Genomic DNA, 17,615 nt, shown 5'->3' with positions numbered 1-17,615 from the left:
GAAAAAATGACCCTATTTATTAAATTTGTATACTATGAAAACTTTGTAAAGGTTTATATAATTTATTTATAGAAGATTATTACAAAGCAATAAGTTATATTTTAACTGGAGATAGAATAATGAAAAAAATAAAATCTTATCTAATTAAAGTAGTTTTTATGTTCTTAATACCTATTTATCTATGGGGGTGTTCCATGGGATCAAATTACAGTATTGAAGAGCAAAATTCGGGAAAAGAAAACATAACGATAAAATTTTTATCAAATTTGCCAGAGAGATGGTCAGGTCAAGGGAAGCTAGAGCAGCTACTTATTGATAAATACATGGAAGAGAATAAAAATGTAACTATTGAGGTGGAAGCTTATCAGGATGAACCTTATAAACAGAGATTTAAAGCTTATGCCATAAGTAACGATTTGCCAGATATATTTTTTACTTGGGGACAACCATCTTTTTTTAGCCCAATTATGAAAGGTGGCTATGCAGCAGAACTTAATAAGGATAGTTTTAAAGAGACTGGTTTCATGGAAGAGTCATTGAAGGGTTTTACTTTGAATAGAAAGCTTTATGGAGTACCAAAAAGCAGTGATTATATGGTTTTATATTATAATAAAGCGCTATTTGAAAAGTATGCTATTGATGTACCTAATACTTTTGGAGAGTTAATAGAAGTATGTAATAAGCTTAACAAAATAGGAATAATACCTATTTCTATAAATGCTAAAGATAAATGGCCTTTAGCACTTTTATATCAAAATTTAGTTTTAATGGAGGGAGGAGACCAAAATCTTATATATAACGCGATAAAAGGAGATATAAAGTTTTCTGAAAATGTTGTTTTAAAAAAGGCTGCTGAAGATTTAAAAAAGCTTATTGAAGTTAATGGAAAAGAAGAAATGATATCTCAGGAAGATTTTAATGCTTCAATGAATTTATTTACTCAAGAAAAGGCAGCAATGTACTATATGGGATCCTGGGAAGTAGGAATGGAAAATAATCCTACCCTTTCAGATAGATTCAAACAAAATATTAGAGTTACAAATCTACCATTAAGTAATGGGGGAGGTTTAGTAGCTTGGAATGGAGGTGGATATGCTGTTTCATCAAAATCTGAAGTGAAGGATGAGGCTATTAAGTTATTGGAGTATATGATGAAGCCAGAAAACTGGTCCAAAATGGGTTGGGAAAATGGACTTATAGTTCCAGCACAAAAAAATGAAGATAACAGATATAAGAATGAAAGTGTATTACAAAAACAAATAGTTAATATTCTTAATAATGCTGAATCTCAAAGTGGAACTCCTTGGTATGATAGCTTAACTCCAAATTTTAAGGCTTCCATTGAAGATTTAAGCTACCAATTAGCCTTAGGTGGAAAAAATATAGAGGATTTTCTTTTGGAAGTTGATAAAGAAATAGCTAAAGAAAAAAGTGAGTCATGAAAAATAAATTAATTGAAGGGGGAAATCTATATAATGTTAAAGAAATGGTTATCCAGATTCGTAACCACAACTTTTACAACTACAATGCTTTTAGGAAATATTTTTCCAGCAGGTGCCGCTGAGGGAAATGTGCCAACTTACCTTAATTCAAGAGCATCAGTAGAAGATAGGGTTAAAGATTTGCTTGGAAGAATGACACTAGAGCAAAAGGTAGCTCAGATGGTGCAATCGGAAAGAAAAACTACTACAGCAGAGGATTTAAAGAAGTATCAATTAGGTTCAGTGTTAAGTGGAGGAGGATCATTACCATCTAATAATACTGCTGAAGGATGGGCTGACATGATTGATGATTATCAAAGGGCAGCTGTATCTACTGAACTAAGAATTCCTATTTTGTATGGAGTAGACGCGGTGCACGGACATAATAATGTTTATGGCGCAACAATATTTCCACATAACATAGGGTTAGGTGCAACAGGAAATGAAAAATTAGTAGAAAAAGTAGGTCAAGCAGTTGCTGAAGAAGTAAGAGCAACTGGAGTAAACTGGACTTTTGCTCCAACTTTAGGTATACCTCATAATGAAAGATGGGGGAGAACCTATGAGGCATTCGGAGAAAATACAGAATTAGTAGCTAAGATGGGTGAAGCTTATATTAAGGGTCTCCAAGGAGAAAATCCTGCTAGAACTCTTAAGAGGGATGATAAGGTTATTGCTACTGCTAAACATTATATTGGTGAAGGGATAACAGAAAACGGAACTAATCAAGGTAATGTTGTAATGAGTGAAGAAGAATTCCAAAAAGTATTAAAAGAAGAATTACTTCCTCCATATCAAGCAGCAGTTAATGCAGGAGTAAGATCTGTAATGGTATCTTACAATAGTATAAATGGAGTAAAGTGTCATGGTAATGCTGATTTAATTACTAAAGTATTAAAGCAAGATTTAGGGTTTAAAGGTATTGTCGTATCTGATTATGAGGGTATTAAACAAATAACAGGAAATGGTATAAGTAGTCAGAAAGATAAGATAGCTGTAGCTATAAACGCAGGTGTTGATATGGCTATGGAACCTAATGAATGGAAGAACTTTATAACTGATCTAACTGCTTTAGTAAAAGAGGGTAAAGTATCGGAAACTAGAATAGATGATGCTGTAACAAGAATACTAACAGTTAAGTTTGAAATGGGGCTTTTCGAAGATCCATATGCTCAAAGAGACTTATTAAGTACTGTTGGTTCATTAGAAAATAGAGAAATAGCAAGACAAGCTGTTAGAGAATCATTAGTTTTACTCAAAAATGATAACGATATAGTTGGTCAGTTGAAGAATAAGAAAAATATTCTTGTAGCTGGAAAAAGTGCAGATGATATAGGAATACAAAGTGGTGGATGGACTATAACTTGGCAAGGAAGCACAGGTAATATTACTCCAGGAACAACTATACTTAAAGGTATACAAGAATCTGTGGGCTCAGATGTTAAGGTAAGTTATAACAAACGTGGTAGAGCATCAGCTGAAAATGATGTAGCAATAGTTGTTATAGGGGAAACACCTTATGCAGAAACAGATGGAGATAGAACTCCAGATAAGCTGACATTAGATGCAGATGATTTATTAACACTAAAAAATATAAAAGAAACTAATCCTGATTTACCAGTAGTTGCAGTTTTAGTAACAGGAAGACCTATTACTATAGCTGATCAAGTAGAAGATTTTGACGGTTTAGTTGAAGCATGGTTACCAGGGACTGAAGGTCAAGGAGTAGCTGATGTGTTATTTGGTAACTATGATTTTACAGGAAAGCTTACTATGACATGGCCATGGTATGCAGAAGATATAACTTCAAAACATGAAGATGGAAGAGCATTATTCAATTATGGTTTTGGACTTAAAAAAGGTGAAAATAAAGAATTACCAGCAAAACCAGAGAAGCAAGATAAACCTTCTATTGCAGTACCAGGAAAAGTAGAAACAGAAGCTTATTCAACCCAAAGTGGTTTCCAGTTTGAAACTACCAGCGATGCTGGCGGTGGACAAAATGCAGGTTATACTGATGCTGGAGATTGGTTAGATTATTATGTAAATGTTGCTGAAGATGCTAAATATGAAGTTGAATTTAGAGTTGCAAGTCCTGGTGGGTCAACAGGAGGTATTGAATTATTACTAGGATCAACATTATTAACAAAGACTAGCGTGCCTGATACAACGGGATGGCAGAATTGGCAAACTGTAAAAGGCATAGCTAACCTTAAAGCAGGGAAGCAGACATTAAGATTTAGAGCTGGAAGTGGTAACTTCAATTTCAATTGGATGAGCTTTACTAAAATAGGTGACTATGAGGCGCCAGAAGTTCCAGATGATGACGATGTGATTTATAATCCTCAAGGACAAGTTATTGAAGATGGTGCTGTTGAAGTATATATGAGTTCATCTGAGCAATCAGGTAGTATGAGTTGGTATGATTCTCCAAAGGAAATATCAAATACACTTAGTCAAAAAGATAATTTAGATATTACTTCACCTGATGGTCAAGAAGCTACAACTATAACTGTTGATACTTCAAAAGAATATCAAACATTTGTAGGTATGGGAACATCTATGGAAGAATCTACAGTTAATAACTTAGCTAAAATGTCTAAAGAAAAAAGAACTGAATTTTTAACTAAACTTTTAGATCCAGAAAATGGAGCAGGAATGAGTTTATTAAGAGTTACTATAGGAACAGCTGACTTCACTGGACAAGAATTCTACACTTATTATGACAATATTCAAGATCCGAGCAATCCAGATTGGTATAATAAAACTGGTAAAGGATTCTCAATTCAAAAAGATATAGATTATAAGATAGTAGAAACAATAAAAGAATCTTTAGCTATAAACCCAGATGTTAAAATATTTGCTTCTTCTTGGACACCTCCAGGGTGGATGAAGGTTCAAACATCAAGCAGTAAAAGCTATGAAAATAATGCAAAACTTTTAAAAGGTGGTGCATTAAATGATGATTATATAGATGATCTTGCTAAATATTATATAAGATTTATGGAAGAGTATGCGAAGTTAGGAATACCTATGTATGCTATGACTCTTCAAAATGAACCAGAATTAGAAATTAACTATCCAAGCTGTAAAATGACTTCAGAACAAGAAAGAAAGTTAGCTATAGCTATTAAAGCTGAAGTTGCAAAGAGTAGTGTTCTTAAAGCAAAAAATATAGATCCTAAGGTTTGGGCATTTGACCATAACTTTAGTAGTGCAGTAAGTTATGTATCTCCTATATTAAATGATTTACAAGGGTTTGCTGCTGTTGATGGTGTTGCATTCCATGATTATGGTGGAGAGCCAACAGCAATGACTCAAGTTCACAACCTATTTCCAAGTAAATCAATGAATTTAACAGAAAGATCGGTATGGGGAACTAAAGGTGCTGATAGAATAGCTCAATATTTTAGAAACTATGCTGAAACTTATACTTCATGGGTTACCATGTTAGATAGTAATATAGCTCCTGAACAATGGACAGGAACTCCAGATCCAACTATGTGGGTACAAGATGCTAATGATAGAGAAAATTATTGGGCAACTCCAGAATATTATATTTCTGGTCAATTCTCTAAGTTTATAAGACCTGGTGCTGTAAGAATTGATACTAACTATGGATCAGCAGATACTGTTACAAATGTAGCATTTAAGAATCCAGATGGATCAATTGCTATGATTGTTATTAATCAAACTGATAAAGCTCAAAAGTTTAAAGCGTTAAGTGAAGGAGTTCAAATAGGTGATGTAATACCAGCTAAAAATGTTGCAACCTATATATGGAATCCAGTAGACGTTTCAAAAATTAATTCTGTTTCAGGAAAATTTAGTTCAACAAACTTTATTAAGGCAACTGATAATGTAAAAATAGAAGGAGATCATATTGGGTACCTTAAAGAAAATACTTTTATAGATTATTTACTTGATGTCAAAGAAGCTGGATCGTATAATGTTTCTTTCGAGGTGGCAAATCCATATGGTGGAGATAAGAGTATTGTAGTTTCTTCAGAAGATGGAACAAAAACCTTATCAACTGTAAAGGTAGCTCAAACATCATGGAATAATGATTGGAATGTTTATTCTGTAGCTCAAAATTTAATTAAATTTGAGAAAACAGGAATTCAGAAAATAAGACTTAAAATAGATGGAGAATTTAATATTAGAAATATTAAATTTGAAAAAGTTAAGGAAGTACAATCTTTACCAGGAAAGATTGAAGCTGAGAATGTTGTAAATTCACAAGGTGTTGTAATAGAAAATGGACATGTAGGATATTTTGATCCTAATGATTTTGTGGAATACAAAGTTAATGTTCAAGAAGCCGGAGAATATAGTTTTAATTTAAATATTACATCAGGTAATGAAAAACCTACATTTGAAGTATATTCAAATGGCAATAAGATAGGTAATGATATTAAATTAAATACTACTGGTGGATGGAATAACTGGCAAACTCAAACTGTAAGTATAAGTCTTACAGAAGGGGAACAGATAATTAAATTAGTAAATAAAGTAGGGTTTGATCTTAATTGGTTTTCTATAGGGCCAGTAATTGAATTAGAAGAAAATACAATTACTGAAAATTCTTTAAATGGAAAAGAAATAAAAGTTAATCTTACAGATGCAAGTTTTGTAGCTAGTTTAGATAAGAGCAATTGGAATATATCTAATCTTCCATCAGGAGTAGATTTTGACGTAGAGCGGATAGATGCAACTCATGCAAAAATAACTCTTTTAGGTGAAAGAACTGTTGATTTTGATTTAGATAAAACTGTTACAGTTTCAATGTCAGCTAAAGAATTAGTAGGTGGAGAATCTAAAACTTATAGCATAACTGATGATTTTGTTATAGTTGCTAATAACGACGGTGAATCTTTATCATCGATTAATAAGATAGAACTTAAAGCAAAAGAATTAATTATTACTTTAAATGGTGGAACTTTTGTACAGGATAAAGTAAATACCATTACGTTATCAGGAGATATAATCTCTAGCGGATATGTTAAATTAGATTCAGTTCAATATGTGGATCCAACTCATGTAAAAGTTACATTAAAAGACTGGAAAACTTATTATGAAGATTTAATTTTAACAGTAAGTGTACCAGTTGAGGCTTATACAGATTCTACAGGCAATAATGCATTAACTACAGACATTACATGTGAAAAGGGAACTCAATTACCTACAGCAAATGTAATAGAAAATACTGCAGTGACTTTAACTGAAACTAATGCATATAGGACAAAAGGTTCTTTAGCAGCAAATGTAGTTGCAGGAAATAGAGTGGATTATTATCTAGATGTAAAAGATGCTGGGGCTTATACATTAACTTACACAGCCAATAATAATGGCGGAGTAACTAATGCGATAAAAGTGAGTCAAGGAATGGGAACTAATATTGCAGGCAATCTAGTAACTTATAGTATGGGTAATTTCTGGGGAGGAACAAATGAATTTAAGGATACTATAACTTTAGAGTCTGGACTTCAAACTTTGAGATTTGAAGCTGTAAACCCAGGATTCACATTAAGCTCAATTAAAATTGAGAAAAAAGCACAACCTAAAGTTATTAGTGGAACTCTAGGAGAAAAATCTACTATTTTAGCTGATAGTTTCTATAGTGCATCTAAGGATAAGGGATATGCTATTGAAACTAAGAATAATATAAAGAATATTGGATGTACTGTAGCAGGAACTTATCTTGACTATTCAGTAAATGTAGCAGAAGCAGGAAAGTATAAGGTAAACCTTAATTATGCAACAAACGTTGGTGGAGCAGTAGCTGTTATACAAACTGGCGAAGGTAAAGAATTAGGAAGATTGCCATTAAGCTCAACAGGAGACTGGGGTAAATTTGTTGACACAACAACTTCCATGTATGTATCTCTTGAAAAAGGTGTACAAACTATTAGAGTTTATGTAGATGGTGATGGATATAATTATAGATCAGTTACTTTTGAACCAGTAAAGGACAGTGGAGCACCAGAATTAACAGGTAAGGATGCAGCTATAGAAAAAGGTAAAACTGTAGATTTACTAAAAGTATTATCGATTGTAGCCATTGATGATATGGATGGAAATATAACTTCTAAAGTTATAATAGATGATAGTAAAGTTAAGTATGATACAGTTGGAGAATATGTGGTTACAGCATCAGTTACTGATGAATCTGGTAACAAAACTGAAAAAATATTTAAACTTACAATAAGAGAAGATGGTACAGCACCAGTTATCGAAGGACACAATGCTATAATAGCTTTAGGATCTAAATTTGATCCAATAGCCGATTTAGGATTAAAAGTTACTGATAATAAAGATGGAGATATTACTTCAAAGGCTGTAGTTACTCACGTTGTAGATACGTCAAAAAATGGTGTGTTTAGAGTAAAAGTTGAGGCTGTGGATAATGCAGGAAATAAATCAGAAAGAATATTTATAGTTAGAGTTCTTGATAAAGGGTTTATTGAAGCAGGAAACATTACAATAAAGGTTGGAGAAATTTTCGATCCACTTAAAGATGTTAAGGCTTATGATATAGACGGGGAAGATTTAACTTCTACTATAGAAATTTTATCAAATAATGTAGATACATCAAAAGCTGGAGAATATAAAGTAGTATATAAAATAGTAGATAAAGATGGTAATGTAGTAACTCTTGAAAGATCTGTTAAAGTAGAAAAGTCAGCAGAACCAACAGATCCAGAAGAACCAGGAAATCCAGATCCAGGCAACCCAACAGATCCAGAGGAGCCAGGAAATCCAGATCCAGGCAACCCAACAAATCCGGAAAATCCAGTAAAACAACCTGTAACAATCATAATAGATGAAAATGGAAATATGGTTGTTGAAATTTCTAAGATAAGCAACAAAGATGGTAAAAATGTTGTGGAAGTTAAAAATGAAGGCAAAGATGTTATAGTAGAAATAACGGATATAGAAGCAATAAGAAATGGTAAAGGAAGTTTAGAAATAAAGAGCGATAAGGTAAATATAAGTTTACCATTTACCTTAATAGATAGAAGCCTTCTTACGGATGGATCAAAAGTTATATTTAAAACTTCTATAGAAGATAGTAATGATTTAACTAAAAACATCAAAGGGCTAAAGAAAGTATTTAACTTCAGCCTATCCATAGTCAATGGAGATAGTATTTTGGAAGTGCATAACTTTAAAGATGGGATTGCAGAGATAACAATAACATTAACAGATGAAGAATTAAAGGGATTAGATAAATCAAAGTTAGCTGTATTCTATTATAATGAAGAAACAAACAAGTTTGAAGTTATGGATACTAAGATTGATGGAAATAAAGTTATATTTACAACTTCACACTTCTCAAAATTCATAGTAGCTGAAAAGGCTAGCAATAGTAATAATGGTGAAGTACTTCCTCAAACAGGTGGTACCCTTGACATGAATGGATTATTAGCTTTGGGAATGATGGCAACATTGGCTGGGATATTTGTTATCAAGAGAAAGAGAAAAGAAAATTATTAAAAACAATAAAACCTAAGATATTTAATTAATTGCTGATAAAATAATGTGAGGCTATTACACTAGCTATTTAATGTTGGTGTAATAGCTAATTTTTACGCTAAAGTTTCTACTACATGTACGATAATAGTATTATAGGAAAATAAATACATATAGATATGAGGGTTGCGTAGTGTATAGAGAAATAAGTGTTTTATTTAGTAAATTCTTGGACAAATATAATAATTCTATAGAAAACAAATTAAAACAAGAAAATTTTATTGGATTAGGAGCATCACATTTTGCTATATTAATTGGAATAATATTTTCTAAAGAAAAACGACTTTGTATGAAAGAGATAGCTTCTTTTATAAATAAAGATAAGTCGACAGTAACTCAGTTAGTAAATAAGCTTATAAGATATGATTTAATTGAAAAAAAATATTCGGAATCAGATAAAAGAATGTGCTACATGATGTTAAGTAATAAAGGAAGAGAAAACGAGGCTTTGTTTATAAAAATATACAATGAAAGTGAAGCTGAAAATAATATTATTACTATAGAAGAAAGACAATCTATTGAGGATATTGTTAAGAAATTAATAATTTCAATAGAATAATAAAAAATATTCAGGAACTCTTTGTAAATGTTATTATAAGTGATAAAATAGTAGTGGGTAAAATATTTTTATAATTTTAGTAGCAAGAAGGGATGATTTAAATGAATAAAGTATTAGTAATGTGCAAAAAAACAGGACAATCTAAGGCATTTAAAAAGGATGCAGAAGCTTATAGAGAAAATAATAATCTGCCATTTGAATGGGTATTCGCTGATGAAAATGAATATGTTGACGTGCTAGACGGTGTAGATGTGGTTTTGATGTCACCAGAAATGATATTAGTACAAGCAAAGGTAAAAGAGGATTTAAGCAAAAGAGGCGTAAAATATTTAGACATAAAACCAGTAGATTTTGGATTAAGAAGAATAGATAATATACTTAAACTTTTAGGATTATAATAAAAGCGGGCTAATATAGCTCGCTTTTAATTTTAAAAGAATAACCCATAGATGATAGGTATAAATATAGCAGGTAACATATTAGCTACCTTGATTTTTGTAATTCCTAACATGTTTAGCCCAATCCCAATGATTAAAAGACTACCCACAGCGCTCATTTCATTTACAATAGGGGTAGTTAAAATATTTTGCAGTAATGATGCTGCTAGAGTGATAAGACCTTGATAAACTAATACGCTAAAAGCAGATAATATAACACCTATACCTAAGGTAGAAGAAAGAATTAACGATGTAACCCCATCTAAAATTGATTTTGTAAACAAAATATCATATTTGCCTAAAAGTCCGCTTTCAAGTGAACCAACAACTGCCATAGCTCCAACGCAAAATAATAAACTAGCAGTGACAAAACCTAATGATATAGACGTATCTTTAGAAAAACTCTTAGCTTTATTTTCTATGAAGTTACCTAAAAGAATTAATTTCTCATCAATATTTATTAATTCACCAAGTAATGAACCAATGGCTATAGAAATTACAATTAGTAACATATTCTCCCCTTTTAAAGTGCCTGAAATACCTATGTATATTACACATAAAGCTACACCGCTCATAATAGTATCGGTAAATCTCTTAGGTAGTCCACCTTTTAATAACACCCCAATTATTCCACCAACAAAAATAGTAAAAAAATTAACTATAGTTCCTAACATTTTTAAAGCCCCTTTCTTATTAACATAAATATTATAACATTAATCGATAATATTGAATAACAAAGCCTAAATAGTTCAATACTTAAAATAGTAAAATGCAATTATGAGGGAGTGTTTTTAATGGAAGAAAATTCGTTAAGCAGTATTATTATAATTTTGATATTAGTGTGTATAAATGCCTTTTTTGCTGCCTCAGAAATGGCAATAGTTTCTTTAAATAAAAATAAAATAAATATGTTAGCAGCTGAAGGAAATAAAAAAGCAGAAGCATTAATAAAACTACTAGATGAACCAAGTAATTTTTTAGCTACTATACAAGTTGGAATTACATTAGCTGGATTTTTTGCTAGTGCTTCAGCAGCTACTGGCATTTCTAATAATTTTGCTAATAAATTAAGCTATTATAATATTCCCTATAGTCAACAAATAGCATTAATACTAACAACTATAGTCATATCATATTTGACTTTGGTTTTAGGTGAACTGTTACCTAAGAGGATAGCTTTGCAAAAGGCTGAAGTTGTTGCTATGTTTTCAATTAATATAATTGTATTTTTATCTAAAATAGCTAAGCCATTTGTTAAGTTTCTTTCGGCATCCACAAATCTATTAATAAGAATACTAGGGATAAGCACAGAAGGTTTGGAGGAGAAGGTAACAGAAGAGGAGATAAAGTCTCTTATTAATATAGGAGAAGAGCATGGAGTTATAAATAAGACTGAAAGAGACATGTTAGATGGAATATTTGAGTTCGATGATAAAGTTGCAAGAGAAATAATGATGCCTAGAACAGAAGTATATATGATTAATGCAGAAGAAAATTTTAGAGAAATTATTGATGAGTTAATAAATGAAAAATTTTCAAGGATACCTATATATGAAGAGGATGTAGATAATATAATAGGTGTCCTTAATATAAAAGATATACTAACTCATTTGTTAAAAGGGGACATAGAAAGTACAGATATTAGAAAAGTTATAAAACCAGCCTATTTTGTACCAGAGAATAAAAACATAGACGAATTGTTTAAAGAATTGAAAACAAGTAAAAATCATATGGCTATTTTAATAGATGAGTATGGAGGGTTTTCGGGAATAGTAACTATAGAAGATATAATAGAAGAGGTTATGGGAGATATATCTGATGAATATGATGATGAGGAAAATTCTATTATTAAACTTGATGCGAATACCTATAGTATAGATGGCAAGTGTTCACTAGAAGATATTAATGAAGAACTACATACAGAGATAATTTCTCAATATGCAGAAACTATTGGTGGATTTATGTTGGAGAAGTTAGGAAACATACCTAAAGAAACAGAAAATACTTTAATAGAATATGATAATCTACTAATAAACGTAGATACTTTAGGTGATAAGAGAATAGAGAGAGTGAAGTTAGCTATTCAGAAAAAGGAGAAAATAAATGACTAAAATAATTATTTTATTAATTGCTATATTTATAATTAATCTGTTAGAGAAAAGTCTTAATAATTTTAACATATACAAAGAAAAGCAGTTTAACAGAGATTTTTTAGAGTATGGTTTTATATCTATAGAGGATTTAAAAGAATTAGATGAGTATGAATTCTATGATTGGATTACAGAGCTTGTAAATAAAATGGGATACAAGTTCATACGTGAGTATGCAAATAAAAATAAAAGTGAAACTAAGTTTATTTACGAAAAAAACTCTTCATTAGGCTTGATGAAAATGCTCTATAGTACTTCTGGTAAGATAGGGGTAGAATCCTTACAGCAAGAGGTAGGGTTTATGGCATCAAAGAATTTGATTCAAGGAGTATTTATAACATCGAGTGCCTTTGATGACGAATCTAAAGAGTATATTAAATCAATATCAGATAAATTTAATATAAGTTTAATTGATGGAGATTCTATATGCAATAAAAAAAGACAATTGTGGTATTAAGGAGGGTGTCATGAGTATTTTAGATAGTTTTTATGGAGTTATATATGGAACGCTATTAGTTATAGTATCTTTAAAGTCAATAATTTTGCTACAAAACTTTATTAATATTGTAAAAGTTATTAGAGGAAAAGAAGAGAGATTAGAATCGCTTAAGAATAAACGACTAAATATCAAGGAAATAAATAGATTAACTGATTACGAGTATATATTATTTTGTGAAGGTTATTTTAAGGAACTAGGATATGAGAACTTTGGAATACTTAATAATAAAAATACAGTAAAAGAGATTATGTGTAGAAAAGAAGATAAGAAAGTACTATTAAGATGCAGTAAGGAAGCTGTTGATAGTGAAGTGGTATTGGATTTTATAGGGGCTATGATAAAAAATAATATATTCGAGGGTGTAATAGTATATTGCGGGAAAGTTGAAGCAAAGGCAATTAAGATAAGTGAAGGCAATAAAAATAAGTTTTCTATCGTTTTTGTAGATATTGAAGAAATTTTAAAAACAGAAGCAAATAAGGAATATAATATAATAGAGGGCTTAAATTAAATGTTATTAAATTTCAATTAGTTCCATTATACATAAAAATCTATTATAATAGTTAGTATACAGAGTATTGGAGGAATGGCTATGGATGATAGAATTATAGACTTTAATGACCTCAAGAACAAAGCTAGAGATAAAGATATAGATAAATTTGAAACATATATTTATTCATTATATTATGACTTAACGCAAGGTAAAATAACTATGGCAGATATGATGAAGGAAATTAATAAATATACTGCTGAAAATAACATATCTCAGGAAAAGTTAGTAAATATTCAAAAAGAAATTATGAAAAGATATGGTTTTGATGCTGAAAACCTAGAAGCGCAGATGAAGACTATGGGAGTAGATTTAAATGGAGCAAATTATGAAGAAGCTAGGAAAGTAATAGGTTTTCAGGAAAAGTATAAAAATAGACTTACTACTAAAAGTATACAAAATTATTCTATAAAAAATAGTAAAAATGATATCACAATATATTTAGATAATAATGAAGTTATGATTAATAGCTCAGGAAAAATAGATTTAACAGATAATGAATTAAACGAATTTTTATGCTCATATAAAAAGATATTAAAAGATGATAAGCTCAATATATCATTATGTGAAAATGTGAATAATTACATTTATTAAAATAGCTTTTATAGCTATTTTTTTATTTTGTTGAAATTTGCAATAAATTTTCAAAATGCTATAATAGAATGATGAAATTATCTAACTAAGGAGGGATATTTTGATTAAAGAATTTGTAAAATATTATAAGCCACATAAAAAATTGTTTGCTATTGATATGTTCTGTGCGTTTTTAGTATCAATATGTGATTTGTTTTATCCTATGATTACCAGAAATATAATAAATGATTATGTACCTAATCAAAATTTAAGGTTACTTGTTGTTTGGAGTATAACCTTAATATTTATATATGCATTAAAATTAGTATTAAACTATTTCATTCAATATTGGGGACATGTAGTTGGCGTAAGAATGCAAGCCGACATGAGAAAAAAGATTTTTAAACATCTACAAAAGCTTCCATTTAATTATTTTGATAATAATAAAACTGGTGTTATAATGTCTAGAATAATGAATGATTTAATGGAGATATCAGAATTAGCACACCATGGTCCAGAGGATTTATTTATATCATTAATAATGCTTATAGGATCATTTATAGTTTTATGTACTATAAATATACCACTGACACTTATAACTTTTGCATTTATACCTGTTTTAATATGGTATGCAATAAAGAAAAGAATTAAAATGAATGATGCTTTTAAGAAAACTAGAATAGAAATAGGGGATGTAAATGCGTCGTTAGAAAACTCTATTGCAGGAATAAGAGTATCAAGGGCTTTTACAAATACCAAATACGAAATAGACAAATTTCAAGTAGGTAATAATAAATTTAGAAAAGCAAGAGAATATGCATATAAAGCTATGGCAGAATTTTATTCTGGAATGTTTTTTATTGTTGATATACTTAATCTAATAGTATTAAGTATAGGCGGGTTCTTTACATTTAAAGGATATATAACAATTGGTGATTATGTTGCATATTTATTATATATAAAACTTTTTATGGATCCGATAAAGAGATTGATAAATTTTGTTGAACAGTTACAATCAGGAATGACTGGATTTGAAAGATTCCAAGAACTTATGGCTGAACAAGAAGAGGAAGATTCTGAAAAAGCTATTGAGATGGGAACTGTAAACGGAAATATAGAATTTGAAGGTGTTAGTTTTAAATATGATGATGAAGAAACACATGTATTACAAGATTTAAATCTAAATATAAAATCAGGACAAACAGTTGCATTAGTTGGGCCATCTGGTGGAGGAAAAACTACTCTTTGTCACTTAGTTCCTAGGTTCTATGAACTAGACGGAGGTATAATTAAGATTGATGGAGTAGATATAACTACTGTTAATAGAGAATCTTTAAGAAAAAATATAGGAATAGTTCAGCAAGATGTATTCTTATTTACTGGAACTATATTAGAAAATATTCTTTATGGAAATCCAGAAGCTTCAGAAGAAGAAGTAATTGAGGCTGCTAGAAGAGCTAATATACATGAGTTTATTATAAATTTACCAGAGGGATATAATACTTATATTGGAGAAAAAGGATTAAAGCTTTCAGGTGGACAAAAACAAAGATTATCAATAGCTAGAGTGTTTTTAAAGAATCCTAAAATACTTATTTTAGATGAAGCTACATCTGCACTTGATAACACAACTGAGATGATAATTCAAAAATCATTAGAAGAACTAACAATAGGTAGAACAACATTAATAGTGGCTCACAGACTATCAACGATAAAGAATGCAGACGAGATTGTTGTATTAACTCCAGAGGGAATAGCTGAAAAAGGAACTCATAAAGAGTTAATAAAAAATGATGGAATATATGCTTCTTTATATAGTCTTTCAGAAAGATAGAAAAATACTGCTATATTGAGAAAAACGAAGGTATTTGATTTAATAGCTAGTTATAGTAAGATTTAAAGTTTAATAGTTAAATATATAGTTATTGAAGAAAATAAATGTAAGTAATATACTTTAGATGAATTAAATATAGAGGTGTTTTTATGTTATTTAATATGAGCATTATAATTATAATGTTAGGAATCATTTTTACTATTATGGGATTAAGAAGAGCCGATAAATATTAAAAGTCATAATTCGATTTATATTGACAAACTATGATATTTTAAATATAATCTATTTGGTTGAGAATACTTTCAGGCATAAGGGAGTAGCTACAGGAATTTCCTGTTTTAGATTATCAACAATTAGGTTTGAATCTTAATTAAAATTGTGAGACTTATATATAGCAAGGGTTGAGCTATATATAAGTCTCATTTTTTTATATAATAATTAAATTTTATACAGTAGTAGTTGGGGGAGTGTACACTCTTTGAGCAAGCTCATCATCCAGCATATAAAGTGCAGCAGGATTTTCTATTGATCTTTTTAACTTCTTTATAAGCTTGTTAAAAGTATCTTCCTCTTCAACTTGTTCATCTATAAACCATTTTAATAAACTTATAGTTGCATGTTCTTTTTCTTCTGTAGCTAAATCTGTTAGATTGTAAATTCTTTTTGTAACACCTTGTTCGTGTTCATAGGCAGTTTCAAAAGCATGGATTACACTATCAAAACCTAAAATTGGTTGTTCAATAGTTTTAAGTTTAACTTCTCCATTTTTTTGAAATATGTAATCATAGAACTTCATAGCATGAGAAAGTTCTTCTTGGGCTTGAACTCTGAAAAAATTAGCGAAACCAGGTAAATCTAAAGTTTCACAATAAGCAGACATAGCTAAGTAGCTATAAGAAGAATAAAGTTCATAGTTTACTTGTTCATTTAAAGCGGCTTGTAATTTATCAATTAACATGAAAACACCTCCAAAATATTCTTTAGTTAAATTATACTATTTGAAGAATTATTATTCAATGATTATGAAAAAAGTAGTATTAATATAAATTTAAAACAAAAATTTTGTTATTATATGGATATTGATATATAATTATTAATATAGTAATATATATATTAAACATTTACAATACTGGATAATATGCAGTATTTATGATAAAATAGTATAGTTAAGAATTAATATAAGGATAATTATATTTAAGGATATAAATATGAGTAAAAATATATAAGAATTTTACAGTTTAGAGTTTGACATTTAGTGTATAGAGAAATATTGAAAGAGGTGCGAATATGGAGAAGAAAAAAAATATATCAATGGCAGTTATAAAAAGATTGCCTAAATACCATAGATACTTAGGAGAGCTTCTAAGAAACGATGTAGATAGAATAAGTTCAAAAGAATTAAGCGAAAAGATAGGCTTTACAGCATCACAAATACGTCAGGATTTGAATTGTTTTGGTGATTTTGGACAACAGGGTTACGGATACAATGTTAGAGAACTTCATGCTCAAATCAGCTCTATTTTAGGATTAAATAAAGATTATAATACAATAATAATAGGTGCTGGTAATATAGGTCAGGCAATTGCTAACTATAGATTTGATAGATTTGGGTTTAATATAATTGGTATTTTTGACGCAAATCCTAAACTTGTAGGAATAAAAATAAGAGACATAGAGATACAAGATATAGATAGAGTGCCTGAGTATTTGAAAAATAATATAGTTGATATAGGGGTAATATGTGTACCTAAAAATAATGCTCAAAAGGTATGTGATAAATTAGTTCAAGGCGGAGTTAAAGGAATATGGAATTTTGCTCCTATTGATTTAGATGCTCCAGAGGATATAACAATAGAAAATGTTCACTTAAGTGAAAGTGTACTTACATTAATATATTTATTGAATGAAAAAGAGCAATAGAGAGGGTAATCTGACACCTGTGTCAAGGACAATATAAAAAAGAGTGTTAAGCACATAAAAGATGATTTCTGTATTGAAC

Annotated in this window: 12 protein-coding genes; 10 read left to right on the top strand and 2 right to left on the bottom strand. The window is 29.9% G+C overall.

The features are described 5' to 3' along the window. The first annotated feature begins 119 nt into the window (after window positions 1-119). The 4 genes from L1S49_RS07500 (at window position 120) to L1S49_RS07485 (ending at window position 9,971) form a co-directional block, all read left to right on the top strand. A complete protein-coding gene (locus L1S49_RS07500) occupies window positions 120-1,442 on the top strand; it encodes an extracellular solute-binding protein (protein WP_238903337.1) in 1,323 nt (440 codons plus the stop codon). Between the two features lie 33 nt (window positions 1,443-1,475). Next, the gene (locus L1S49_RS07495) at window positions 1,476-8,978 is read left to right on the top strand and encodes a glycoside hydrolase family 3 N-terminal domain-containing protein (protein ID WP_238903336.1); all 7,503 of its coding nucleotides are present in this window, start codon (window positions 1,476-1,478) and stop codon (window positions 8,976-8,978) included. A gap of 169 nt (window positions 8,979-9,147) precedes the next feature. Further along, on the top strand, window positions 9,148-9,573 hold the full coding sequence (locus L1S49_RS23390; protein ID WP_238903335.1) for a MarR family transcriptional regulator: 426 nt from the start codon (window positions 9,148-9,150) through the stop codon (window positions 9,571-9,573). Between the two features lie 101 nt (window positions 9,574-9,674). Further along, on the top strand, window positions 9,675-9,971 hold the full coding sequence (locus L1S49_RS07485) for a hypothetical protein (RefSeq protein WP_073021549.1): 297 nt from the start codon (window positions 9,675-9,677) through the stop codon (window positions 9,969-9,971). Between the two features lie 32 nt (window positions 9,972-10,003). Here L1S49_RS07485 and L1S49_RS07480 read toward each other — a convergent pair whose 3' ends face one another. Continuing rightward, window positions 10,004-10,684, bottom strand: a complete 681-nt coding sequence (locus L1S49_RS07480) for a DUF554 domain-containing protein (protein ID WP_073021551.1) — start codon at window positions 10,682-10,684, stop codon at window positions 10,004-10,006. A 120-nt stretch (window positions 10,685-10,804) separates the two neighbouring features. Here L1S49_RS07480 and L1S49_RS07475 point away from each other — a divergent pair, with 120 nt between their 5' ends. The 5 genes from L1S49_RS07475 to L1S49_RS07455 all read left to right on the top strand — a co-directional run bounded on the left by L1S49_RS07475 (window position 10,805) and on the right by L1S49_RS07455 (window position 15,616). Beyond that, window positions 10,805-12,121 (top strand): hemolysin family protein, encoded by a 1,317-nt coding sequence (locus L1S49_RS07475; RefSeq protein ID WP_238903334.1) that lies wholly within the window; start codon window positions 10,805-10,807, stop codon window positions 12,119-12,121. Then, complete coding sequence (locus L1S49_RS07470) at window positions 12,114-12,617, top strand: restriction endonuclease (protein ID WP_238903333.1); 504 nt, start codon at window positions 12,114-12,116, stop codon at window positions 12,615-12,617. The genes L1S49_RS07475 and L1S49_RS07470 overlap by 8 nt, the downstream gene beginning before the upstream one ends. 10 nt (window positions 12,618-12,627) lie before the next feature. Beyond that, complete coding sequence (locus L1S49_RS07465; protein ID WP_238903332.1) at window positions 12,628-13,170, top strand: restriction endonuclease; 543 nt, start codon at window positions 12,628-12,630, stop codon at window positions 13,168-13,170. A gap of 81 nt (window positions 13,171-13,251) precedes the next feature. Then, window positions 13,252-13,803 (top strand): DUF3867 domain-containing protein, encoded by a 552-nt coding sequence (locus L1S49_RS07460; protein ID WP_238903331.1) that lies wholly within the window; start codon window positions 13,252-13,254, stop codon window positions 13,801-13,803. Window positions 13,804-13,903: 100 nt separating this feature from the next. Continuing rightward, window positions 13,904-15,616 carry an ABC transporter ATP-binding protein gene (locus L1S49_RS07455; protein ID WP_238903330.1) on the top strand — a complete coding sequence of 571 codons (1,713 nt, stop codon included), beginning with the start codon at window positions 13,904-13,906 and terminating at the stop codon, window positions 15,614-15,616. A gap of 445 nt (window positions 15,617-16,061) precedes the next feature. Here the strand turns inward: L1S49_RS07455 and L1S49_RS07450 are convergent, their stop codons facing one another. Beyond that, window positions 16,062-16,574 carry a ferritin gene (locus tag L1S49_RS07450; protein WP_238903329.1) on the bottom strand — a complete coding sequence of 171 codons (513 nt, stop codon included), beginning with the start codon at window positions 16,572-16,574 and terminating at the stop codon, window positions 16,062-16,064. Between the two features lie 329 nt (window positions 16,575-16,903). Here L1S49_RS07450 and L1S49_RS07445 point away from each other — a divergent pair, with 329 nt between their 5' ends. Further along, window positions 16,904-17,536 (top strand): redox-sensing transcriptional repressor Rex, encoded by a 633-nt coding sequence (locus tag L1S49_RS07445; protein ID WP_238903328.1) that lies wholly within the window; start codon window positions 16,904-16,906, stop codon window positions 17,534-17,536. Window positions 17,537-17,615: the final 79 nt, after the last annotated feature.

It is taken from the genome of Clostridium sp. YIM B02506 (assembly GCF_022324845.1).
Taxonomy (GTDB): domain Bacteria; phylum Bacillota; class Clostridia; order Clostridiales; family Clostridiaceae; genus Clostridium_T; species Clostridium_T intestinale.
This window is presented reverse-complemented; position numbering and strand designations above follow the sequence as displayed.